The following is a 22,324-nucleotide window of genomic DNA, read 5'->3' as shown; positions in this document are numbered from 1 at the left end:
AAACAAGTTACGCTTGTCTGTGGAGACGAAATGTGATGTTTTTAATCAGTTTCAACTTGGGTTTTTTTCAGTGCTAGGTATGATGCAGCATATAAGTAGAGGGGAAGCTATGAGTGGCGTTAGGGCACAGCAAAAAGAAAAAACACGCAGAGCGATTATCGAAGCCGCGTTTAGCCAATTAAGTGCGCAGCGCAGTTTTTCCAGTTTAAGTCTGCGCGAAGTCGCTCGAGAAGCGGGGATTGCACCGACTTCTTTCTATCGTCATTTCTCTGATATGGAAGAGTTGGGTTTAACCCTGGTTGATGAGGGGGGCTTAACCTTACGCCAGTTAATGCGCCAAGCCCGGCAACGCATTATTGCCACCGGAGGTAGTGTTATTGGAACCTCGGTCGCGACTTTCATGGAATTTGTCTACAATAACCCCAATGTATTCCGCTTGTTGTTACGTGAGCGTTCGGGAACGTCGCCAGCATTTCGGGCTGCCGTAGCGCGAGAAATAGCGCATTTTATTGCAGAGCTGACTGACTATTTAGAACATCAATATCGCTGTCCAAGAGAAGACGCGCAGATGCAAGCCGAAGCGATGGTGATTATTGTGTTTAATGCTGGGGCTTCAGCTTTAGATTTAGCTGAGTTTGATCGCCAACAATTGGCCGAGAAAACCATCAAACAACTTCGGATTGTGGCAAAAGGTGCCGCTTTGTATAATCGTTCTCAAACACTGAGTTAAGAGGTGCATATGCAAGTCAGTAAAACTTTATTATTGTTGTCGTTTATTGCTGGTGTGAGTGGTAATGCTAGTCTTGCTCTGTTTACTGTTGCCGAGCAAGCATTTTCGATATTTCCTATTATTGCGTTTATATTGGCGGTGACGCAACTGTACCAGATTTATCTACATCAAGATCTGAGTGAAGACTCTCCTCTAACGAGTGTGGCTGCATTTTTATTGGGGGCGTTGGCTTACTCTGCAATGTTACGAACTCAATTCCCGGAAATCGGGAGTAACTTGTTAGTATTGATTTTATGTCTTGCGATCGGTCTTTGGTTGATGTTTAGATTGGGCGGTTTTAAGCGCTAATCTACACCAACTAATGGTTCAATTGTTGCTGCCAAGCTTTGTCTGCGGTGGCTTGATAGGTCTGCCAGTGTCCCTTTAGCCAACGTTGGCGGCCTTTCTCTGCATAAAATAAGTGCAGTTCGTCGTCAAAAAATTCCCAGACTTGCCCATTAGTGGCGACTAAACCTTCGCCCGTTGATAGGGCGTTAGCGCAAAAGCCATTGTAGCGAGGACGATATCGTTCTGGATCTTCGGCAAATTTATTGGCACTTTGCTGACTTGCAAAATACCAATCGGCATTATTCCAACGGACTAAATAATCTTGTTTACCCTGTAAAATACGGCGCGCGCCAAGCTGGTGGGCGCGGTGTTGGCTCAGCACATCGACACCACCGATAGCCTTATCACTCCAAAAACTTTTACTTACTGGCTCGCCAGCATAGCAATTCAAGCTAATTACAAAAATAATTCCAGTAATAATTGAATGAAACATAAGCCCCCCTATCAGCTCTATATCTGATAGACCGGGCTGCTTAAGAAGCGCTTTCATTAATATGCCTAACGACGCTGCAGATAGAGCCCCACCTCTATATGATCGGTGTAAGGAAATTGGTCAAATAGAGCCCAATGGCTAATCTGATGGGTACGACTTAAGACTTGCAGGTTGTTATATAGAGTATTGGGATTACAAGATACGTAGACGATGTTGTCGTAGTCCTGCACCATCCTTAAGGTGGCGTCATCTAAACCGGCACGAGGTGGATCAACTAATATGGTGTCGCACTGATAATCACTTAAGTCTACTTGGGCTTCTTTTAGGCGGCGAAACTCACGTTCACCTAACATGGCCTGAGTGAATTCTTCGGCGGATAGACGAAGAATTTTCACATTATTAATGTGATTGGCTTTGATATTGTATTGTGCGGCTTCAACTGAGGGCTTGGCTATCTCGGTGGCTAAAACGCGTTGGAAGTTTTTCGCAAGTGCCAGTGAAAAATTGCCGTTACCACAGTAGAGTTCGAGCAGATCGCCCTGGCTGTTGGCAGTTGCCTGTTGCGCCCATTCCAACATATGTTGGTTGACGACGGCATTTGGCTGGGTAAAGCTATTTTCAATTTGCTGGTAAATGAGCTGCTCACCGGCAACTTCAAGTACTTCGTTAACCCTATCTTGTTCCAAACATATTTTTTGCTTACGTGAGCGACCGATCAGTTGTAGTGAAAATAGCTTCGATAGTTCTGCTTTTAGCTGCTCGGCGGCGGTCCGCCATGCTTCATCAATCGGTTTATGGTAAAGCAAGCTCACGATTATCTCGCCACTAAGGGTGGAAAGAAAGTCGACTTGGAATAGTTTATGACGCAAAACTTGCTCAGATTTGAGCTGTTCGATTAATAGCGGCATTAGGCGGTTAATTAACGCGCTTGCTGGCGGAAAGCTGTCGACTCTGAATTTTTGCTTGGTTGCTGGATCAAACATGATGTAGTAGAGGTCATCACCTTCGTGCCACATTCTAAATTCGGCACGCATCCGATAATGTTTGCTGGCTGAGCTGAAAATGCTAGGTTCAGGAGGATTAAATTCAGCAAATTGTTCGCGGCGTTTAGCGACCTTTTCGGCCAACAGTTGTTGGTATTTTTCTGGATAGTATGCAATTGCGCTCATGACCGCTCCTCAAATTTAGCAAGGAGCGCAATTTAAAGGCGCATTGCTTGCTTGTCCAGTTTATCTACAATAATAGTGAGATTATTTCTAAAGTTTTAAATACAGTCGCCGATAAGTTGTGACTAGGGTAAATCCAGGGGGCGTTATGAACGAACTTAAAGGCATAGGCAATTCGCCAATCCAGCAATATGCTGAGCGCTTATTGCAGCAGTCCACGCCGACTATCGCAAAGGGCAATCAATTAGCTAATGATAAGGCTAGTTTTAATCAGCAGGACCTGGTGGCCAGCCATGTATTGTTGAGTTCGATTGAAAAGCATACCTTATCGATTGCTGGTGGTGGGGTTAGTTTAGCCAAACCACAACAACCCAGTATATTTGATGCCGAAGAAGTGGCGAAGAATGTGCTTAATTTTGTTGCAACGACCTTATATGGTGCCAAGCAGGCTGGGATGCCAGAAGACCAGTTACAAGAAATGATGGCTCAAGCGCGTAAGGGTGTGGATATGGGGTTTGCCGGAGCCCGTGAAGACCTTAGTGACTCAGGGATCCTTAATGAAGAGTTAGAAAAAGGCATTGATAAGAGTTATGACTTGATCCAAGACGGTTTAGAAAAAATCGAAGCGGGTGACTACGAGATACAAAATTCTCCAATATTTAGTCAACTCGCCATGGGAAATCGTCAATCGGCAAGCATGGAGTTGGAAACGGCAGAGGGTGACAAAGTTACCATTAGTTATGGGAGTCAGTTGGCAGCCAGTTACCGAGAAGAACAGTCATCTTTTCAGGCATCGTTTTCTTCACAGCAGCAGTTTAGTTTTTCCGTTGAAGGCGACCTGAATGATGATGAGTTGGCTGCAATCGCCGATTTAGTGAAACAAGTGGATAAAGTGGGGCAGCAGTTTTTCTCGGGGAATCTGGATCAGGCGTTTGATCAGGCCTTAAACATTGGGTTTGATGAGCAACAGTTAGTTGGTTTTGCGGTGAACTACCAGCAACAACAAACGGTGGCGGTGACTCAGGCCTACCAACAAACAGCGGAGAAAAGCGCCGAGAATAGCACTGCTGGTTCAGAGCTAGTCCCCGACTTAAGTGAGTTTTTAGGTGCTTGGCAGGACATTCAAGCCAAAATGAGCGCTTTGTTTACTCAACCAGAATCCGCGACCGAAACCCTACTTAATGGGGTTTTACCTGTTTCTAGCCCTTCGGAAGGAGAAGCGAAACAAGCCGATGTTGAACGGTTTAAAGGTTTCGCTGAGCGTATGGCCGATGTGCTTGCTGAATATAATCAAAAACGCGCGGCGGATGAAGCGACATCCGGCACTATTAGTTAATTTCATGTTTGCATAAAGTAAATGAAATAGGCTGTTCATTCGCCAAGTGCTGGCTTATACTCTCGCCCGCTGTGGTGCCTGAGCTAGCGAAGTTCAGGCTTAATAGGGAATCTGGTTAAAGTCCAGAACTGACGCGCAGCGGTAAAGAGGAACGAAAGCTCAAGGATTGGCCTTTTCCAAGGATCTCCAGACACTGTTTGCCCCGCAAACGGGAAGTCGTAGCCGTAGTAAATAAAGTCCCCCCGCCTCTAAGTCCGAATACCTGCCACATCGCACATGCTATTTAGCAGCAAACTACGACGCGAGAATTAGGATTATATCGATGAAGAAGTTCATATTACTGGCCGCAGTAGCGCCAGCTTTCGGCTATGCCCAAGAAACCCCTCCAGAACAAACGACCATGGTGGTGACCGCCAACCGTATACAGCAAAGTGCTACTAGCGTAATCGCGCCACTCACGGTGATCAGTCGCGGTGAAATAGAAAGTAGTGGTGCGCAAGATATTGTTGGTATTCTCAACCAACAGGTTGGTATTAGTGTCAACCGTAATGGCGGTAAAGGACAAAACGAGAGTGTGTTTATTCGCGGCTCAAGCTCTGCACAATCTTTGTACCTCATCGATGGCGTACGTATTAATACTGCCACTAGTGGTGGCGCTCAAATGTCATTACTGCCATTAGAATTCGTTGAGCGCATTGAGATTATACGAGGGGCTCGTGCGTCAGTATATGGCGCAGATGCTGTGGGTGGGGTCATCAACATTATCACGCGGCCGGAGTTTGGTAGTCAGTATTTTGGGATAAAAGCTGCGCTTGGCAATCATGAGAGTCGACGTTTAGCTGGGCGAGTTAATACCCCGATTGGTGAGTCGACTCAGTTGAATGCGATCCTCAATGGTGAGCGTAGTGAAGGTTATAATTTTAGACCAAGCAGCGAACTGGACGAGGTTTATGGATATGAATCCTTCGGTGGCTTACTGAGCATCGAGCATCAGTTCAGTGAAGCTTGGTCGGGCGGGGCCATGATATTGATGAATGATGGCGAAAATGAGTATATCTCCACGCAGTACGATTCATCTTATAATCCCTACGATGAAAAATGGCAAACCAAACAAAGGCAGAAAGTATATGCTGTGAATCTTGATTACAGTGATGACGCTTGGTTTAGCCATCTAGCACTGAATTATACCGAAAACCGTTCCAATGACGGCCCCGCCGATCAATATGCGGTGGTTTATCGTTATGTGACGGAGCGGCATAGTGCGAATTGGTTGTTAGCGCGTCAATTGAACAACAACTGGTTGTTACAAGGTGGTTTAGATTATCAAAAAGATGATATCTCAGGTTCCAAAACTACATATTTAAAAAGTACTCGTAATAATAAAGCCGCCTACCTCGGGGTTCGTGCCGATTACATCCGCCATTTACTGGAAGCCAGTTTACGCCAGGATAACAATCAGCACTATGGTGAACACACCACCTATAACCTGGCTTGGGCTTGGCAGTTACAGGACAATCTACGTTTTAATGCCTTGCATGGCACTGCCTTTAGAGCGCCAACCTTTAACGATCTATACTACCCGGGCAGTGAAACCCCCAATCTTAAAGCCGAAACTTCCAGTAATTCGGAATTTGGTTTTGCTTTAGATTTAATTCAAAGTCAGTGGCAGTTTAATATCTTCCGTAATGATGTTGACGATTTGATTGCTTGGGCGCCGGGGGAAGGTGGTTTATGGAAACCAGGAAATGTCTCTGATGCTCGGATCCAAGGCATTGAAGTACAGGGCGATTTTTCGACCGCCTGGCTGAATCATCGGGTTATTCTCGAGCATCTTGACGCGAAAGATCGTCAAAGCGATAAATACTTGGTGCGTCGTCCACAGGAGCAAGTCAAGTACAAGCTAGATGCGCAGTGGCATGCTTTGCAAGTGGTGGTGGATTATCTATGGCGAGGCGAGTCTTATAATGACGACGCAAATACGGTTGTGTTGGATAGTTATAGTACTTGGGATATTGGTGCGAATTATCGCTTTGCGAATGGCTTTAAGCTCGATGCCAAGTTAGCCAACGTATTTAATAAGCAATATGCCACAGTGCGCAATTATCAAGCCCAAGGTCGCAGCTTTGAGTTAGCAGCAAGCTATCAGTTCTAAAGTAAACGACTAGTGCTTTGCTAAACACTTCGCATTGCCAGCCAGCGTTAGCGTGATTACACTAGCGCTGGTGATTTACGAATTGGGTTTATTTACGCGATGCATGTGCTTGTTTTCGATTCCGGAGTCGGCGGTCTCTCGGTCCTTGAGTCTGTTCAATTACTTAATCCACATCTGCAATATAGTTATTTGTTTGATAACCGTTATTTTCCTTACGGTGAACTGAGCGAGCCGGAGTTAATTGAACGGGTTTGTGAGCTAGTTGCGGTCGCAGTGGCGAAACTACAGATAGATATGGTGGTGATCGCCTGTAATTCGGCCAGTACCTTAGCGCTACCCAAATTGCGTTCGCAGCATGCCATTCCAATCGTTGGGGTGGTGCCAGCGATAAAATTAGCGGCAAGTATGAGTCAAACGGGACACTTTGGCATATTGGCAACGCCGGGAACGGTAGAGCGTCAATATACGGCACAGCTAATTCAGGACTTTGCAGCGAATTGTATAGTTGAACTGATAGGCAGTACTGAAATGGTGGTATTGGCAGAGCGTAAGTTAGCGGGAGAGTTCATCGACAGCAGAGCAGTGCATGACATTGTTGCTTCATGGTTAGCCATGGAAGATTTAGATACAGTGGTACTCGGTTGCACTCACTTCCCTCTACTAAGAGACGAGCTAAGCCAAGTATTAGGTGAAAAGGTTCAATTAATTGATTCTGGTCCAGCCATCGCCAAACGAGTGCAACACTTAGCTGGTGATTGCAATCGCATTGTATTCGACCATAAAAAAGCGGAAGTTAGTGCTTACTGCACTTTAACTTCCGCTAATACAGGCCTAGTTGACCAATTAACTGCTTATGGGATCAATTCTTTACAGTTAATAGACTAAGCTTCTTTACGTTCGTTGGCTTCGCGAACTTTTAAGGTACGTTGTTGAAACTCGTATTCGTTTAAGGCTGCAACCGCTTTGCCTGCATCTTCGCTAGCCATTTCCACAAAACCAAAGCCACGACGTTTGCCAGTTTGTTTATCTTTCAATAATCGAACTGAGACTACTTGACCATACTCGGAAAATAACTTGCGGATAGCTGATTCGTTAGCACGATAAGGCAGATTGCCGACGTATAGCGTTTGGGTATCAATGGCTTCGCCTAAGTTGTCTTCAGTTGAATCAGTTTGTGGTTCACTGTTTGATGGGCCAGCGGAGCTTAATAATACAATGGCTCCTCCAACAATCACTGCGACTGACAAATATAAAGGTTGGAGAGGTGCTACCGCGCCAGCGACGAAATAGGCTGCAATTGCGACTGCAATTAGAAACACGATGGATAGACTAGGATTTTTCATAATAAATTCAATGCTCAATGTATTCGAAATAATGGAAAGCAACTTAATTTAACAAAATTGCGACATCATGTTAGCCAGCTTTTATCGGATAAGCTAGAAAATGTACAATTTCTCTAGCAGAAACATGCTAAATGACACAATTACTTTTAATTCATAGCCTTGTTTTACCCAAAAGGTGCAGTTTTGTGGATAAGTTTGTGGATATTCTGTGGCTTTGTTGGGGGCAATCAAAATATCTCAAAATAACTGCAATTTTCTTCAAAAAAGGCTTGCACCGTAAGCGCGGATCCCTATAATGCGACTCCACTGACACGGCGGGCAGCACGCAATAGCGCAGCAGCAAGCAGTCAGGGTTGGTAAGGCCTGAGGCTTTATTAGCGACGGTTAAACGCTTCAAACTTTCCTTAGAAAAGTTCTTCGGAAAAGATTGAAAAAAGCGGTTGACAGTCACCGAGGATGGCGTAGAATGCGCACCTCGCTTCGCAAGAAGCAACGCTCTTTAACAATTTATCAAGCAATCTGTGTGAGCACTCACAGAGCACTAAGCGAAAAAAATTAGCTTAAGTGGACTGGAGTGACACACTGTTTTAACAGTAATAATTTCAGTATTTACTTTGAGCGAAAAAACTTTGATTGAAGAGTTTGATCATGGCTCAGATTGAACGCTGGCGGCAGGCTTAACACATGCAAGTCGAGCGGTAACATTTCTAGCTTGCTAGAAGATGACGAGCGGCGGACGGGTGAGTAATGCTTGGGAATATGCCTTTACGTGGGGGACAACAGTTGGAAACGACTGCTAATACCGCATAATGTCTTCGGACCAAAGGAGGGGACTCTTCGGAGCCTTTCGCGTAGAGATTAGCCCAAGTGGGATTAGCTAGTTGGTGGGGTAATGGCTCACCAAGGCGACGATCCCTAGCTGGTTTGAGAGGATGATCAGCCACACTGGGACTGAGACACGGCCCAGACTCCTACGGGAGGCAGCAGTGGGGAATATTGCACAATGGGCGAAAGCCTGATGCAGCCATGCCGCGTGTGTGAAGAAGGCCTTCGGGTTGTAAAGCACTTTCAGTTGTGAGGAAGGCAATATGCTTAATACGTATATTGTTTGACGTTAGCGACAGAAGAAGGACCGGCTAACTCCGTGCCAGCAGCCGCGGTAATACGGAGGGTCCGAGCGTTAATCGGAATTACTGGGCGTAAAGCGTACGCAGGCGGCTTTTTAAGCCAGATGTGAAATCCCCGGGCTCAACCTGGGAATGGCATTTGGAACTGGGAAGCTAGAGTTTTGTAGAGGGTGGTAGAATTTCAGGTGTAGCGGTGAAATGCGTAGAGATCTGAAGGAATACCAGTGGCGAAGGCGGCCACCTGGACAAAAACTGACGCTCATGTACGAAAGCGTGGGGAGCAAACAGGATTAGATACCCTGGTAGTCCACGCCGTAAACGATGTCTACTAGTTGTCTGTGGGTTTAACCCGTGGGTAACGCAGCTAACGCATTAAGTAGACCGCCTGGGGAGTACGGCCGCAAGGTTAAAACTCAAATGAATTGACGGGGGCCCGCACAAGCGGTGGAGCATGTGGTTTAATTCGATGCAACGCGAAGAACCTTACCTGCCCTTGACATACTAAGAACTTTCCAGAGATGGATTGGTGCCTTCGGGAGCTTAGATACAGGTGCTGCATGGCTGTCGTCAGCTCGTGTCGTGAGATGTTGGGTTAAGTCCCGCAACGAGCGCAACCCTTATCCTTATTTGCCAGCACGTGATGGTGGGAACTCTAGGGAGACTGCCGGTGATAAACCGGAGGAAGGTGGGGACGACGTCAAGTCATCATGGCCCTTACGGGCAGGGCTACACACGTGCTACAATGGCATGTACAGAGGGATGCGACCTCGCGAGAGCAAGCGGACCCCAGAAAGCATGTCGTAGTCCGGATCGGAGTCTGCAACTCGACTCCGTGAAGTCGGAATCGCTAGTAATCGTGGATCAGAATGCCACGGTGAATACGTTCCCGGGCCTTGTACACACCGCCCGTCACACCATGGGAGTGGGCTGCAAAAGAAGTGGGTAGTTTAACCTTCGGGAGGACGCTCACCACTTTGTGGTTCATGACTGGGGTGAAGTCGTAACAAGGTAGCCCTAGGGGAACCTGGGGCTGGATCACCTCCTTATTATGAACGTTTATGTTTTGTGACGTGTTCACACAGATTGCTTGATAGAAGATAAAGAGAGAAGTTGACACCTGTTTAGGTCTGTAGCTCAGCTGGTTAGAGCGCACCCCTGATAAGGGTGAGGTCGGCAGTTCAAGTCTGCCCAGACCTACCAAGGTGCAACTTTTAGTAAGAAATGGGGCTATAGCTCAGCTGGGAGAGCGCCTGCCTTGCACGCAGGAGGTCTGCGGTTCGATCCCGCATAGCTCCACCACTTCTTACCTAAAAACCAAAGATAAGTCGCCAAAAGATGGCCATTTAGCTTTGGTTTTTTTATGAACCAATGCTCTTTAACAATTTGGAAAAGCTGATAAAAAAATATCTCAAAAATACGAGTTAAATAACAAGTGTTTTTGGTATTCAAAAAATAAGGTGATCGTACTCGAGTGGCAGGATTTATACAGCCTGACCATTCAAGTGATTTAAGCGACAACATTTAGGTGTTGTATGGTTAAGTGACTAAGCGTATACGGTGGATGCCTTGGCAGTCAGAGGCGATGAAGGACGTGTTAATCTGCGATAAGCCATGTTGAGTCGATAAAAGACGTAATAGACATGGATTTCCGAATGGGGAAACCCACTGCATTTTATGCAGTATCGTAACGTGAATACATAGCGTTGCGAGGCGAACCCGGGGAACTGAAACATCTAAGTACCCGGAGGAAAAGAAATCAACCGAGATTCTGGTAGTAGCGGCGAGCGAACCCGGATTAGCCCTTAAGCTTCTTATAATTTAGTGGAACAAGCTGGAAAGTTTGGCCGTAGCGGGTGATAGCCCCGTACACGAAAGGTGATTTGAAGTGAAAACGAGTAGGACGGCACACGTGATATGTTGTCTGAATATGGGGGGACCATCCTCCAAGGCTAAATACTCCTGACTGACCGATAGTGAACCAGTACCGTGAGGGAAAGGCGAAAAGAACCCCTGTGAGGGGAGTGAAATAGAACCTGAAACCGTATACGTACAAGCAGTGGGAGCCTCTTTGTGGGGTGACTGCGTACCTTTTGTATAATGGGTCAACGACTTAATTTCAGTAGCAAGGTTAAGCGAATAGCGGAGCCGTAGGGAAACCGAGTGTTAACTGCGCGCATAGTTGCTGGGATTAGACCCGAAACCCGGTGATCTAGCCATGGGCAGGTTGAAGATTGGGTAACACCAATTGGAGGACCGAACCGACTAATGTTGAAAAATTAGCGGATGACTTGTGGCTGGGGGTGAAAGGCCAATCAAACCGGGAGATAGCTGGTTCTCCTCGAAAGCTATTTAGGTAGCGCCTCGGACGAATACTAGTGGGGGTAGAGCACTGTTAAGGCTAGGGGGTCATCCCGACTTACCAACCCTTTGCAAACTCCGAATACCACTAAGTACTATCCGGGAGACACACGGCGGGTGCTAACGTCCGTCGTGAAAAGGGAAACAACCCAGACCGTCAGCTAAGGTCCCAAAGTCATAGCTAAGTGGGAAACGATGTGGGAAGGCTTAGACAGCCAGGATGTTGGCTTAGAAGCAGCCATCATTTAAAGAAAGCGTAATAGCTCACTGGTCGAGTCGGCCTGCGCGGAAGATGTAACGGGGCTAAGCTATGCACCGAAGCTACGGGTACTTGCTTTGCAAGTGCGGTAGAGGAGCGTTCTGTAAGCCGTTGAAGGTGATTCGTAAGGATTGCTGGAGGTATCAGAAGTGCGAATGTTGACATGAGTAACGATAAAGGGGGTGAAAAGCCCCCTCGCCGAAAGACCAAGGTTTCCTGTTCAATGTTAATCAGAGCAGGGTGAGTCGGCCCCTAAGGCGAGACTGAAAAGTGTAGTCGATGGGAAACAGGTTAATATTCCTGTACTTCGTATAATTGCGATGGGAGGACGGAGAAGGCTAGGCCAGCGCGGCGATTGGTAGTCCGCGTTTAAGGTTGTAGGCTGGACACTTAGGAAAATCCGGGTGTCTAAGGCTGAGGATTGATGACGAGTCACTAAGGTGATGAAGTGGTTGATGCCCTGCTTCCAGGAAAAGTCTCTAAGCTTCAGATTATACGAAACCGTACCCCAAACCGACACAGGTGGTTGGGTAGAGAATACCAAGGCGCTTGAGAGAACTCGGGTGAAGGAACTAGGCAAAATGGTACCGTAACTTCGGGAGAAGGTACGCTGCTGTTGGTGATGGGACTTGCTCCCTAAGCTGACGGCAGTCGCAGATACCAGTTGGCTGCAACTGTTTATTAAAAACACAGCACTGTGCTAAATCGAAAGATGACGTATACGGTGTGACGCCTGCCCGGTGCCGGAAGGTTAATTGATGTGGTTAGCGCAAGCGAAGCTATTGATCGAAGCCCCGGTAAACGGCGGCCGTAACTATAACGGTCCTAAGGTAGCGAAATTCCTTGTCGGGTAAGTTCCGACCTGCACGAATGGCGTAATGATGGCCAAGCTGTCTCCACCCGAGACTCAGTGAAATTGAAATTGCCGTGAAGATGCGGTGTACCCGCGGCTAGACGGAAAGACCCCGTGAACCTTTACTACAGCTTGACACTGAACATTGACCCTACATGTGTAGGATAGGTGGGAGGCTTTGAAGCGTTGTCGCTAGATGATGTGGAGCCGACCTTGAAATACCACCCTTGTAGTGTTGATGTTCTAACGTTGTCCCGTTATCCGGGATGCGGACAGTGTCTGGTGGGTAGTTTGACTGGGGCGGTCTCCTCCCAAAGAGTAACGGAGGAGCACGAAGGTTGGCTAAGTACGGTCGGACATCGTACGGTTAGTGCAATGGCATAAGCCAGCTTAACTGCGAGACAGACACGTCGAGCAGGTACGAAAGTAGGTCATAGTGATCCGGTGGTTCTGTATGGAAGGGCCATCGCTCAACGGATAAAAGGTACTCCGGGGATAACAGGCTGATACCGCCCAAGAGTTCATATCGACGGCGGTGTTTGGCACCTCGATGTCGGCTCATCACATCCTGGGGCTGAAGTCGGTCCCAAGGGTATGGCTGTTCGCCATTTAAAGTGGTACGCGAGCTGGGTTTAGAACGTCGTGAGACAGTTCGGTCCCTATCTGCCGTGGGCGTTTGAGAATTGAAGGGAGCTGCTCCTAGTACGAGAGGACCGGAGTGGACGAACCGCTGGTGTTTGGGTTGTTATGCCAATAGCATTGCCCAGTAGCTACGTTCGGAACTGATAACCGCTGAAAGCATCTAAGCGGGAAGCAGGCCTTGAGATTAATTCTCACTAGGACTTAAAGTCCTCTGAAGGGCCGTTGGAGACTACAACGTTGATAGGCAAGGTGTGTAAGTGCTGTGAGGCATTGAGCTAACTTGTACTAATTACCCGTGAGGCTTAACCATACAACACCTAAAGGGTGTTGCTTATAGATACTTTATTTTAGAACCAAGAGTGCTTGTTATACTCGTGGGATATATCAGTTTTTTCGAATGTTAAAGACAACAAGTTTTTGCCTGGTGGCAATAGCGTTGTGGAACCACCTGAACCCATGCCGAACTCAGAAGTGAAACGCAACTGCGCCGATGATAGTGTGGGGTCTCCCCATGTGAAAGTAGGTCACTGCCAGGCGCCTATTTTAAAAACCCAGCTATGTGCTGGGTTTTTATTTCGCTGATATAGCTCAGTTGGTAGAGCGCACCCTTGGTAAGGGTGAGGTCGGCAGTTCGAATCTGCCTATCAGCACCATATTCAGAAAAGCCCGGCATTAAGCTGGGCTTTTTTGTTTCTATCGGTTTAATTATTAACCGAGTTTAGCCGTTAGATAAATGTTTCTTGACAGGATATCTAGCGATTCAAGTGAAATTACGCCCATGAAACACCTTTTTTAGGTGGGTTTTTTGTTAGTAACCTATTGTTTTTTATCTGTTTATTTATATTTTTAAACAAATTTTAGACAATCCTACCAATTCAAAATCTAGGGTGTTATAATTTCGCGCCCTTTAATTAGGCAGCCAGAGATCTCAGCGCTAATTGTTGGGATCAGTTGTAACATATAGCGGAGCACTGAAATGATCCAAATGCAATCTACTATGGACGTGGCGGATAATTCCGGCGCGCGCCGTGTACAGTGTATTAAGGTCCTAGGTGGTTCGCACCGCCGCTATGCACGAATTGGCGACATCATTAAAGTTACTGTAAAGGAAGCAATTCCACGCGGTAAAGTTAAGAAAGGTGACGTAATGAATGCAGTGGTAGTGCGTACTAGAAAAGGCGTACGTCGTCCTGATGGTTCTGTAATTCGTTTTGACCGCAATGCTGCGGTTATTCTGAATGCAAACAATCAGCCTATTGGTACTCGTATCTTTGGTCCTGTGACACGTGAACTGCGCAACGAACAGTTCATGAAAATTGTGTCTCTAGCGCCAGAAGTACTTTAAGGAGTCCAAAATGGCTAATAAAATCCAAAAAGGCGATGAAGTAATAGTTATTGCAGGTAAAGACAAAGGCAAACGCGGTAGCGTAACCAAAGTTTTACCAACCGGTAAACTATTCGTTGAAGGCGTCAACTTAATCAAGAAACACCAAAAGCCAAACCCTCAATTGGGTGTTGCAGGCGGTATTGTTGAGAAAGAAGCGGCCCTTGATGCATCAAACGTAGCGATTTTTAACCCAGCCTCAGGCAAGGGTGATCGCGTTGGTTTTCGATTTGAAGACGACAAAAAAGTTCGTGTATTCAAATCGTCTAATGAAATTGTAAAGTAACTGGAGTTAACGATGGCGAAACTGCATGACCTATATAAGGAAAGTGTGACGCCTGAACTCGTAAAGGAGTTCGGTTACAAATCCATCATGCAAGTCCCTCGGATTGAGAAAATCACCCTTAACATGGGTGTGGGTGAAGCGGTGAATGACAAGAAAGTACTAGAGCACGCGATTGCTGATCTAGCTGCTATCTCTGGTCAAAAACCACTTACTACCAAAGCTCGTAAATCTGTAGCAGGCTTTAAGATCCGTGATGGATACCCGATTGGTTGTAAAGTGACTCTACGCGGTGAGCGTATGTGGGAGTTTTTAGAGCGTTTGATTTCAATCGCAATTCCTCGTGTTCGAGATTTCCGTGGTTTGAATGCTAAGTCATTCGATGGCCGTGGTAATTACAGCATGGGTGTGCGTGAGCAAATCATCTTCCCTGAAATTGACTATGACAAAGTTGATAAGGTTCGTGGTATGGATATTACTATCACTACGACAGCCGAAACCAACGAGGAAGGCCGCGCTCTGCTGGCTGCCTTTAACTTCCCATTCCGTAAGTAAGGTAGAGTTAGTTATGGCTAAAAAATCAATGAAAGCTCGTGAAGCTAAGCGCACAGAAACTGTCGCTCGTTTCGCAGAAAAGCGCGCAGCGCTTAAAGCGATTATTAGCAGCGTGAACAGCTCAGATGAAGAGCGTTGGGACGCAGTTCTAAAATTGCAATCGTTACCTCGTGATTCAAGTCGGTCTCGTCAGCGTAACCGCTGTAACGTAACCGGTCGTCCTCATGGGTTCTTACGCAAATTCGGCTTAAGCCGTATTAAATTGCGTGAAGCTATGATGCGCGGTGAGGTTCCTGGTCTTAAGAAAGCCAGTTGGTAATCCACTTAATTACGGAGTAAACGATTATGAGCATGCAAGATCCTATTGCGGATATGTTGACTCGCGTTCGCAACGGTCAATCGGCAAATAAAGTATCTGTTGTTATGCCTTCATCTAAAGTAAAAGTGGCGATTGCTAACTTGTTACAAGAAGAAGGTTATATCACTGGCTACGCTGTGACTGGTGACGTGAAAAAGTCATTAGAAGTTACCCTCAAATATTTTGAAGGTAAAAAAGTTATTGAAAAGATTGAACGTGTAAGCCGTCCAGGTCTACGCATTTATAAAGGTGCTAAAGACCTACCTAAAGTTATGGGTGGCCTTGGTGTTGCAATCATTTCTACATCAAAAGGCGTGATGACTGACCGTGCGGCGCGTAAAGCCGGCATGGGTGGTGAAATCGTCTGTTACGTAGCTTAACCGGAGGTAGGTAATATGTCTCGCGTAGCCAAGGCTCCCGTTGCAATTCCTGCTGGCGTTGAAGTAACTCTCAACGGCCAAGAATTAACGGTTAAAGGTAGCAAAGGTACATTGACTCGCGTATTTAATGACGCGGTAGTTGTAACCAAAGAAGAGAGCGAACTTAAGTTTGCAGTTGTTGAAGGCGCTTCAACAGCTCAAGCTGGTACAGCTCGTGCTCTAAGCAACAACATGGTTGTTGGCGTTACAACTGGGTTTGAGAAAAAACTTACATTATTAGGTGTAGGTTACCGTGCTGCTGTTAAAAGCAACGTTGTAAACCTAACTTTAGGTTTTTCTCATCCTGTAGATTACACCTTACCAGAAGGTGTTACAGCAGAGTGTCCATCACAGACTGAAATCGTACTGAAAGGTGCTGATAAGCAAGTCGTTGGTCAGGTCGCAGCAGACATTCGTGCGTTCCGTCCACCAGAGCCTTATAAAGGCAAAGGTGTTCGTTACTCAGATGAAAATGTCCGCCGTAAAGAGGCTAAGAAGAAGTAGGTTAACACTATGGAAAAGAAAATTGCTCGTCTGCGTCGTGCAACACGCACTCGCAAAGCTATGCAAGAGTTGGGTAAAACCCGCCTGGTGATTCACCGTACTCCGCGCCATATTTACGCGCAGGTGATTGCACCTGATGCTAAGGTTCTTGCCACAGCATCTACAGTAGATAAAGCCGTTCGTGAAGGGCTTGAAAGTTTAGGTAATGTAGCTGCCGCTGCAGCAGTGGGCAAAGCAATTGCTGAGCGTGCTGTTGAGAAAGGCATTACAAGCGTAGCTTTCGACCGTTCTGGCTTTAAGTATCACGGCCGCGTTGCTGCGCTTGCAGAAGCTGCACGTGAAGCTGGTCTTCAGTTCTAAGGAGTGAGTCATGTCTAAATTTGAAGCACAGGCCGGTGGTGATCTGAACGAAAAGCTTATCGCCGTAAACCGTGTGTCAAAAGTAGTTAAAGGTGGTCGTATCTTCAGTTTCACTGCGTTAACCGTAGTGGGTGATGGTAACGGTCGCGTAGGGTTTGGTTATGGTAAAGCACGTGAAGTTCCAGCTGCGATTCAAAAAGCAATGGAAAAAGCGCGTCGTAACCTTACTAGTGTACAGCTGAGAGGCACTACACTGCAGCATCCTATTAAGGGTCGCCACTCTGGGTCGCGTGTTTACATGCAACCTGCATCAGAGGGTACTGGTATTATTGCCGGTGGTGCGATGCGTGCTGTTCTAGAAGTTGCTGGTGTGCAGAACGTATTGTCAAAAGCATACGGTTCTACTAACCCAATCAACATTGTTCGCGCTACTATCGACGCTCTTGAGAATATGCATTCTCCACAAGACGTTGCTGCGAAGCGTGGCCTAAGCGTCCAAGAAATTCTGGGGTAATAAAGCCATGTCGAACAAAATTAAAGTAACACAGACTAAAAGCAGTATTGGGCGTTTGCCTAAGCACCGCGCAACCTTAACTGGTTTAGGTCTTCGCCGTATTAATCATACTGTTGAACTTGAGGATACTCCTTGTATTCGCGGTATGATTAATAAAGTTTATTACATGGTTAAGGTTGAGGGGGAATAATCATGCGTTTGAATACTCTTTCTCCAGCGGCAGGCTCTAAGCCAGCTGCTAAACGTGTAGGACGTGGTATTGGTTCTGGTTTAGGTAAAACCGGTGGTCGTGGTCACAAAGGTCAGAAATCTCGTTCTGGCGGTAGTGTGCGTCCAGGTTTCGAAGGCGGTCAAATGCCATTGAAACAACGTTTGCCTAAATTTGGTTTTACTTCACGTAAATCAATGGTAACTGCAGAAGTTCGCACTAGTGAGCTAGCTAAAGTTACCGCTGACGTGGTAGATTTGGACGCTTTGAAGGCGGCTGGTCTTATTACTCGCAACATTAAGTTTGCAAAAGTAGTACTATCTGGCGAAGTAAAAGCACCAGTTACCTTACGTGGCCTGCGTGTAACTAAAGGCGCACTAGCAGCAATTGAAGCTGCTGGCGGTAAAATCGAGGAATAAGTACAAAACATGGCTAAGAATCCAGGAACAGCATCAGCAAGTGCACAAGGTGGCTTAAGCGAGCTTAAGAGTCGTTTACTATTCGTGCTCGGGGCCATTATTGTGTTCCGAACCGGCTCCTTTGTGCCGCTACCTGGGATTGATGCCGCTGTACTGGCCGCGTTGTTTGATCAGCAAAAGGGTACCATTCTGGAAATGTTTAACATGTTTTCAGGTGGTGCACTTTCACGTGCTTCTATTTTCGCGTTAGGAATCATGCCATATATTTCGGCATCGATTATTATCCAGTTATTGACTGTGGTTCACCCAACGCTTGCCGAACTTAAAAAGGAAGGCGAGTCGGGTCGACGTAAAATTAGTCAGTACACGCGTTATAGCACGCTGGTTTTAGCAACTTTCCAAGCTGTTGGTATTGCCACAGGCTTACCAAATATGATGGCGGGTCTGGTGATTCACCCAGGTCTACCATTCTATTTCACTGCGGTGGTTAGTTTGGTAACAGGAACAATGTTCCTGATGTGGTTAGGTGAGCAAATTACCGAACGTGGTATTGGCAACGGGATTTCGATTCTGATTTTTGCTGGTATTGTGGCAGGGTTGCCTGCAGCGATCGGTAAGACGGCTGAACAGGCGCGTCAAGGAGAGTTACACCTATTGTTACTCTTGTTAATCATTGCTCTAGTGTTCGCTGTGACCTTCTTGGTGGTGTTTATCGAACGTGGACAACGTCGTATCGTTGTTAACTACGCTAAACGTCAACAGGGTCGCAAGGTGTTTGCTGCGCAAAGTACACATTTACCACTTAAGGTAAACATGGCCGGGGTTATCCCAGCAATTTTTGCTTCAAGTATTATTCTGTTCCCTGGAACTATCGCTCAGTGGTTTGGTCAAAACGAAAGCTTGTCGTTTTTGTCTGAGATATCACTGACGCTACAACCCGGGCAACCGTTATATGTGTTCTTGTATGCATCAGCCATTATCTTCTTTTGTTTCTTCTATACTGCGTTGGTATTTAACCCTCGTGAGACAGCAGACAACTTGAAGAAGAGTGGCGCGTTTATTCCGGGTATTCGCCCTGGTGAACAAACATCGCGATACATAGACAAGGTGATGACTCGTTTAACCCTAGCTGGTGCTTTGTACATCACGTTTGTATGTTTAATTCCTGAGTTTATGATGCTTGGACTTAATGTTCAGTTTTACTTCGGTGGTACTTCGTTACTGATCGTTGTAGTGGTCATCATGGACTTTATGGCTCAGGTCCAGACCCATTTGATGTCTCATCAATATGGTTCGGTTCTGAAAAAAGCTAATCTTAAAGGTTACGGCCGTTAGGCTCCCTTGGGATTGGACTTTAACTTTTACGGAGATAGCAATGAAAGTACGTGCATCCGTTAAGAAAATCTGCCGTAACTGTAAAGTTATCAAGCGCAACGGTGTTGTGCGGGTAATTTGCAGTGAGCCAAAGCATAAACAGCGCCAAGGCTAGTTAGTAGATTTCAAGACAATATTATTTGCAATGTGGTCATCTGTTGAGTATCCTTACGGGCTTTTCACAGATGGCCTTCGTTTACACGAAAAAATAGGAGTGTGCCAATGGCCCGTATAGCCGGCATTAACATTCCTGATCAGAAGCATGCAGTTATCGCTTTAACTGCAATCTTCGGCATCGGCTTAACCCGTTCACAAAAAATTTGTGCGGCAGCTGGTATTGCTGAAGATGTTAAGATCAGAGAACTTGACGAAACACAGATCGACAAACTTCGTGACGAAGTGGCTAAATTCACTGTTGAAGGTGATCTACGCCGTGAAGTTTCCATGAACATTAAGCGCCTGATGGACCTCGGTTGTTACCGCGGACTCCGTCATCGTCGCAGTTTGCCCCTTCGCGGTCAGCGCACTAAAACTAATGCGCGTACCCGTAAAGGTCCTCGCAAACCTATTAAGAAATAAGGGGTGAGTGAAAATGGCTAAAACTCCGACTCGCGCTCGTAAACGCGTAAAAAAACAAGTTGCTGATGGCATGGCTCATATCCACGCCTCTTTCAACAATACTATCGTGACTATCACTGATCGTCAGGGCAACGCGCTTTCTTGGGCTACCGCAGGTGGTTCAGGTTTCCGTGGTTCTCGTAAGTCTACTCCGTTTGCTGCACAGGTTGCTGCTGAACGTGCTGCGGAAGCAGCTAAAGACTACGGCCTTAAGAACGTAGAAGTGTTTGTAAACGGCCCAGGTCCTGGTCGAGAGTCTTCAATCCGCGCATTACATGCTGCTGGTTTCCGCGTGACTAACATCACCGACGTGACTCCGATTCCACACAATGGTTGTCGTCCACCGAAGAAACGCCGCGTGTAGTTTCTGGATAGATTGGAGAAAGAAAAATGGCAAGATATTTAGGTCCAAAGCTTAAACTTAGCCGTCGTGAAGGTACCGATCTTTTTTTGAAAAGTGGTGTCCGCGCGATCGACACAAAGTGTAAGCTGGATACAGCACCTGGACAACATGGTGCTCGTAAAGCGCGTCTTTCAGACTACGGTTTACAGCTTCGTGAGAAGCAAAAAGTTCGTCGTTTATACGGCATTCTTGAGAAACAATTCCGCAATTACTATAAAGCCGCTGCTCGCTTAAAAGGCAACACCGGTGAGAACTTGCTGCAATTGTTGGAAAGTCGTTTAGACAACGTTGTTTATCGTTTAGGTTTTGGTGCAACTCGCGCTGAAGCTCGTCAACTAGTTAGCCATAAAGCTATCCTAGTTAATGGTAAAGTAGTTAATATTCCTTCTTACAAGGTGTTAGCTGAAGACGTTGTTAGTGTTCGTGAAAAATCTAAGAAGCAAGCGCGTATTGTTGCTTCATTAGAAATCGCCGGACAACGTGAAGCGGCAACGTGGGTAGAAGTAGACGCAACTAAGATGGAAGGTGTTTTCAAACGCTTACCTGAGCGCGCTGACCTGTCTGCGGAAATTAACGAACAGCTGATCGTCGAACTTTACTCTAAGTAAAGTTGAATTATAGAGAGGACACAATGCAGGGTTCTGTAACAGAGTTTCTAAAACCAAGGCTAGTTGAGATCGAACAAGTTAGCCCAACTCGTGCAAAGGTTACGCTTGAGCCATTAGAGCGTGGCTTTGGCCACACTTTAGGTAATGCTCTTCGTCGTATTCTTTTATCTTCTATGCCTGGTTGTGCGGTAACGGAAGTGGAAATCGATGGCGTGCTGCATGAGTACAGCAGTAAGGAAGGCATTCAAGAAGACATCTTGGAGATCTTGCTAAACCTCAAAGGTATTGCTGTGAAGTTAGAAGGTAAAGACGAAGTTACCCTTAGTCTTACCAAGTCTGGAGCAGGTCCTGTGGTTGCAGGCGACATTCAGCATGACGCTGATGTCGAAATCACTAATCCTGAGCACGTTATTTGTCACTTGAGCAGCAACGCTGAAATCAGCATGCGTATCAAGGTAGAACGTGGTCGCGGTTACGTACCAGCTTCAGTTCGGGTTCATTCTGAAGATGAAGAGCGTCCTATCGGTCGTTTGCTTGTTGACGCGGCTTATAGCCCAGTTGAGCGTATTGCTTATACTGTGGAAGCTGCTCGTGTTGAGCAACGTACTGATTTGGACAAATTGGTTATCGATATGGAAACCAATGGTACTCTTGATCCAGAAGAAGCCATCCGCCGCAGCGCAACAATTCTTGCTGAGCAGTTGGATGCCTTCGTTGACTTACGTGATGTAAGTGAACCAGAAGAAAAAGAAGAGAAGCCAGAGTTTGATCCAATCCTGCTTCGTCCTGTCGATGATCTAGAGTTGACAGTTCGCTCTGCTAACTGTTTGAAGGCAGAAGCGATTCATTACATTGGTGACTTGGTACAGCGTACCGAGGTTGAGCTACTTAAAACGCCTAACTTAGGCAAAAAGTCGCTTACAGAAATCAAAGATGTTCTAGCATCACGTGGTCTTTCTCTAGGTATGCGCCTAGAAAATTGGCCGCCAGCTAGTATCGCTGATAAGTAAAGTCACTAGTTTTAACGTCTTATTATAGAAGGATAAGGTCATGCGCCATCGTCAGAGTGGTCGTCAATTGAACCGAAATAGTAGCCATCGTCAGGCTATGTTCCGGAATATGGCCAGTTCATTGGTTCGCCATGAGGTTATCAAGACAACATTGCCTAAAGCCAAAGAGCTTCGTCGTGTTGTTGAGCCATTGATTACATTGGCTAAGAATGACAGTGTTGCCAACCGTCGTTTAGCTTTTGCTCGTACTCGTGATGCAGAAGTGGTTGGTAAGTTATTTGCTGAAATTGGTCCACGATTCAAAGAACGTGCAGGCGGTTATACTCGCATTTTAAAATGTGGTTTCCGTGCTGGCGACAATGCCCCTATGGCATACATTGAATTGCTAGACCGTCCAGAAGTTGAAGAAGTTGCTGAAGAAGCAGCTGAGTAAACTCGGACAACGCTTTAAAAGCCGGACTTAGGTCCGGCTTTTTTTTGCCTTAAATATGGCTGACACTCGAGCGAGTCACTCTGCCGAT

At 46.3% G+C, this 22,324-nt stretch carries 25 protein-coding genes, 3 tRNA genes, 3 rRNA genes and 1 riboswitch; of the genes, 28 read left to right on the top strand and 3 right to left on the bottom strand.

Features of this window, described 5'->3' with window-relative positions; all coding sequences use genetic code 11:
- Positions 1–109: 109 nt before the first annotated feature.
- Both fabR and ACRRSX_RS20300 read left to right on the top strand, forming a co-directional pair.
- Positions 110–730: an HTH-type transcriptional repressor FabR gene (gene fabR, locus ACRRSX_RS20305; protein ID WP_432455787.1), complete on the top strand. Its 621-nt coding sequence runs from the start codon at positions 110–112 to the stop codon at positions 728–730.
- Positions 731–739: 9 nt separating this feature from the next.
- The gene (locus ACRRSX_RS20300; RefSeq protein WP_432455788.1) at positions 740–1,078 is read left to right on the top strand and encodes a DUF1422 family protein; all 339 of its coding nucleotides are present in this window, start codon (positions 740–742) and stop codon (positions 1,076–1,078) included.
- A 10-nt stretch (positions 1,079–1,088) separates the two neighbouring features.
- Here the strand turns inward: ACRRSX_RS20300 and ACRRSX_RS20295 are convergent, their stop codons facing one another.
- Positions 1,089–1,550 carry a YHS domain-containing (seleno)protein gene (locus ACRRSX_RS20295; RefSeq protein WP_432455789.1) on the bottom strand — a complete coding sequence of 154 codons (462 nt, stop codon included), beginning with the start codon at positions 1,548–1,550 and terminating at the stop codon, positions 1,089–1,091.
- A 65-nt stretch (positions 1,551–1,615) separates the two neighbouring features.
- Positions 1,616–2,719, bottom strand: coding sequence for a tRNA (uridine(54)-C5)-methyltransferase TrmA (gene trmA / locus ACRRSX_RS20290; RefSeq protein WP_432455790.1), 1,104 nt, complete (start codon positions 2,717–2,719; stop codon positions 1,616–1,618).
- 145 nt (positions 2,720–2,864) lie between these two features.
- Between trmA and ACRRSX_RS20285 the strand changes: the two genes are divergently transcribed.
- The 3 genes from ACRRSX_RS20285 to murI all read left to right on the top strand — a co-directional run bounded on the left by ACRRSX_RS20285 (position 2,865) and on the right by murI (position 7,089).
- Positions 2,865–4,052 (top strand): DUF5610 domain-containing protein, encoded by a 1,188-nt coding sequence (locus ACRRSX_RS20285; protein WP_432455791.1) that lies wholly within the window; start codon positions 2,865–2,867, stop codon positions 4,050–4,052.
- Positions 4,053–4,107: 55 nt separating this feature from the next.
- A riboswitch (cobalamin riboswitch) is annotated at positions 4,108–4,336 on the top strand.
- A 38-nt stretch (positions 4,337–4,374) separates the two neighbouring features.
- Entirely contained in the window at positions 4,375–6,204 is a 1,830-nt protein-coding gene (locus ACRRSX_RS20280) for a TonB-dependent receptor domain-containing protein (protein ID WP_432455792.1), read from the top strand.
- Positions 6,205–6,303: 99 nt separating this feature from the next.
- The gene (murI, locus tag ACRRSX_RS20275; RefSeq protein WP_432455793.1) at positions 6,304–7,089 is read left to right on the top strand and encodes a glutamate racemase; all 786 of its coding nucleotides are present in this window, start codon (positions 6,304–6,306) and stop codon (positions 7,087–7,089) included.
- On the opposite strand, the gene ACRRSX_RS20270 is transcribed toward murI, so the two are convergent.
- The gene (locus ACRRSX_RS20270; RefSeq protein WP_432455794.1) at positions 7,086–7,547 is read right to left on the bottom strand and encodes an RNA recognition motif domain-containing protein; all 462 of its coding nucleotides are present in this window, start codon (positions 7,545–7,547) and stop codon (positions 7,086–7,088) included. The genes murI and ACRRSX_RS20270 overlap by 4 nt on opposite strands.
- Before the next feature lie 630 nt (positions 7,548–8,177).
- Between ACRRSX_RS20270 and ACRRSX_RS20265 the strand changes: the two genes are divergently transcribed.
- From ACRRSX_RS20265 to rplQ, 23 genes are all read left to right on the top strand, one after another.
- Positions 8,178–9,720: ribosomal RNA gene (locus ACRRSX_RS20265) — 16S ribosomal RNA — on the top strand.
- 77 nt (positions 9,721–9,797) lie between these two features.
- Positions 9,798–9,874, top strand: a tRNA-Ile gene (locus ACRRSX_RS20260).
- Between the two features lie 23 nt (positions 9,875–9,897).
- Positions 9,898–9,973 (top strand) — tRNA-Ala (locus ACRRSX_RS20255).
- A gap of 235 nt (positions 9,974–10,208) precedes the next feature.
- Positions 10,209–13,096, top strand: a 23S ribosomal RNA gene (locus ACRRSX_RS20250).
- A 110-nt stretch (positions 13,097–13,206) separates the two neighbouring features.
- Positions 13,207–13,322, top strand: a 5S ribosomal RNA gene (gene rrf, locus ACRRSX_RS20245).
- The 16S, 23S and 5S rRNA genes sit together here with 3 tRNA genes alongside, the layout of an rRNA operon.
- 41 nt (positions 13,323–13,363) lie before the next feature.
- Positions 13,364–13,439 (top strand) — tRNA-Thr (locus ACRRSX_RS20240).
- A gap of 323 nt (positions 13,440–13,762) precedes the next feature.
- Positions 13,763–14,131, top strand: coding sequence for a 50S ribosomal protein L14 (rplN, locus tag ACRRSX_RS20235; protein WP_137673757.1), 369 nt, complete (start codon positions 13,763–13,765; stop codon positions 14,129–14,131).
- A 10-nt stretch (positions 14,132–14,141) separates the two neighbouring features.
- Positions 14,142–14,456, top strand: coding sequence for a 50S ribosomal protein L24 (gene rplX / locus ACRRSX_RS20230; RefSeq protein ID WP_432455795.1), 315 nt, complete (start codon positions 14,142–14,144; stop codon positions 14,454–14,456).
- Between the two features lie 12 nt (positions 14,457–14,468).
- The gene (rplE, locus tag ACRRSX_RS20225; protein ID WP_432455796.1) at positions 14,469–15,008 is read left to right on the top strand and encodes a 50S ribosomal protein L5; all 540 of its coding nucleotides are present in this window, start codon (positions 14,469–14,471) and stop codon (positions 15,006–15,008) included.
- A 13-nt stretch (positions 15,009–15,021) separates the two neighbouring features.
- A complete protein-coding gene (rpsN, locus tag ACRRSX_RS20220; protein ID WP_432455797.1) occupies positions 15,022–15,327 on the top strand; it encodes a 30S ribosomal protein S14 in 306 nt (101 codons plus the stop codon).
- Between the two features lie 26 nt (positions 15,328–15,353).
- Positions 15,354–15,746, top strand: a complete 393-nt coding sequence (gene rpsH, locus ACRRSX_RS20215) for a 30S ribosomal protein S8 (protein ID WP_137673761.1) — start codon at positions 15,354–15,356, stop codon at positions 15,744–15,746.
- Positions 15,747–15,761: 15 nt separating this feature from the next.
- The gene (rplF, locus tag ACRRSX_RS20210; protein WP_432455798.1) at positions 15,762–16,289 is read left to right on the top strand and encodes a 50S ribosomal protein L6; all 528 of its coding nucleotides are present in this window, start codon (positions 15,762–15,764) and stop codon (positions 16,287–16,289) included.
- A gap of 9 nt (positions 16,290–16,298) precedes the next feature.
- Positions 16,299–16,649 carry a 50S ribosomal protein L18 gene (gene rplR, locus ACRRSX_RS20205; protein ID WP_432455799.1) on the top strand — a complete coding sequence of 117 codons (351 nt, stop codon included), beginning with the start codon at positions 16,299–16,301 and terminating at the stop codon, positions 16,647–16,649.
- A gap of 10 nt (positions 16,650–16,659) precedes the next feature.
- On the top strand, positions 16,660–17,163 hold the full coding sequence (rpsE, locus tag ACRRSX_RS20200; protein WP_432455800.1) for a 30S ribosomal protein S5: 504 nt from the start codon (positions 16,660–16,662) through the stop codon (positions 17,161–17,163).
- Between the two features lie 7 nt (positions 17,164–17,170).
- Positions 17,171–17,353 (top strand): 50S ribosomal protein L30, encoded by a 183-nt coding sequence (rpmD, locus tag ACRRSX_RS20195; protein ID WP_248713125.1) that lies wholly within the window; start codon positions 17,171–17,173, stop codon positions 17,351–17,353.
- Positions 17,354–17,355: 2 nt separating this feature from the next.
- Entirely contained in the window at positions 17,356–17,790 is a 435-nt protein-coding gene (gene rplO, locus ACRRSX_RS20190) for a 50S ribosomal protein L15 (RefSeq protein ID WP_248713124.1), read from the top strand.
- A 9-nt stretch (positions 17,791–17,799) separates the two neighbouring features.
- Positions 17,800–19,125, top strand: coding sequence for a preprotein translocase subunit SecY (gene secY, locus ACRRSX_RS20185; protein ID WP_432455801.1), 1,326 nt, complete (start codon positions 17,800–17,802; stop codon positions 19,123–19,125).
- A gap of 40 nt (positions 19,126–19,165) precedes the next feature.
- Complete coding sequence (gene rpmJ / locus ACRRSX_RS20180) at positions 19,166–19,279, top strand: 50S ribosomal protein L36 (RefSeq protein WP_000868186.1); 114 nt, start codon at positions 19,166–19,168, stop codon at positions 19,277–19,279.
- A 107-nt stretch (positions 19,280–19,386) separates the two neighbouring features.
- Positions 19,387–19,743, top strand: a complete 357-nt coding sequence (gene rpsM / locus ACRRSX_RS20175) for a 30S ribosomal protein S13 (protein WP_016402132.1) — start codon at positions 19,387–19,389, stop codon at positions 19,741–19,743.
- Between the two features lie 13 nt (positions 19,744–19,756).
- Entirely contained in the window at positions 19,757–20,146 is a 390-nt protein-coding gene (gene rpsK, locus ACRRSX_RS20170; RefSeq protein ID WP_016402131.1) for a 30S ribosomal protein S11, read from the top strand.
- Positions 20,147–20,172: 26 nt separating this feature from the next.
- Entirely contained in the window at positions 20,173–20,793 is a 621-nt protein-coding gene (rpsD, locus tag ACRRSX_RS20165) for a 30S ribosomal protein S4 (protein ID WP_432455802.1), read from the top strand.
- 23 nt (positions 20,794–20,816) lie between these two features.
- A complete protein-coding gene (locus ACRRSX_RS20160; protein ID WP_432455803.1) occupies positions 20,817–21,803 on the top strand; it encodes a DNA-directed RNA polymerase subunit alpha in 987 nt (328 codons plus the stop codon).
- A 40-nt stretch (positions 21,804–21,843) separates the two neighbouring features.
- A complete protein-coding gene (gene rplQ / locus ACRRSX_RS20155) occupies positions 21,844–22,236 on the top strand; it encodes a 50S ribosomal protein L17 (RefSeq protein ID WP_221075767.1) in 393 nt (130 codons plus the stop codon).
- Positions 22,237–22,324 lie beyond the last annotated feature (88 nt).

The sequence above is a fragment of the Agarivorans sp. QJM3NY_30 genome, assembly GCF_050870855.2.
GTDB lineage: Bacteria > Pseudomonadota > Gammaproteobacteria > Enterobacterales > Celerinatantimonadaceae > Agarivorans.
The sequence above is the reverse complement of the archived record's forward strand: the minus strand, read 5'-3'. Positions and strand labels throughout refer to the sequence as shown.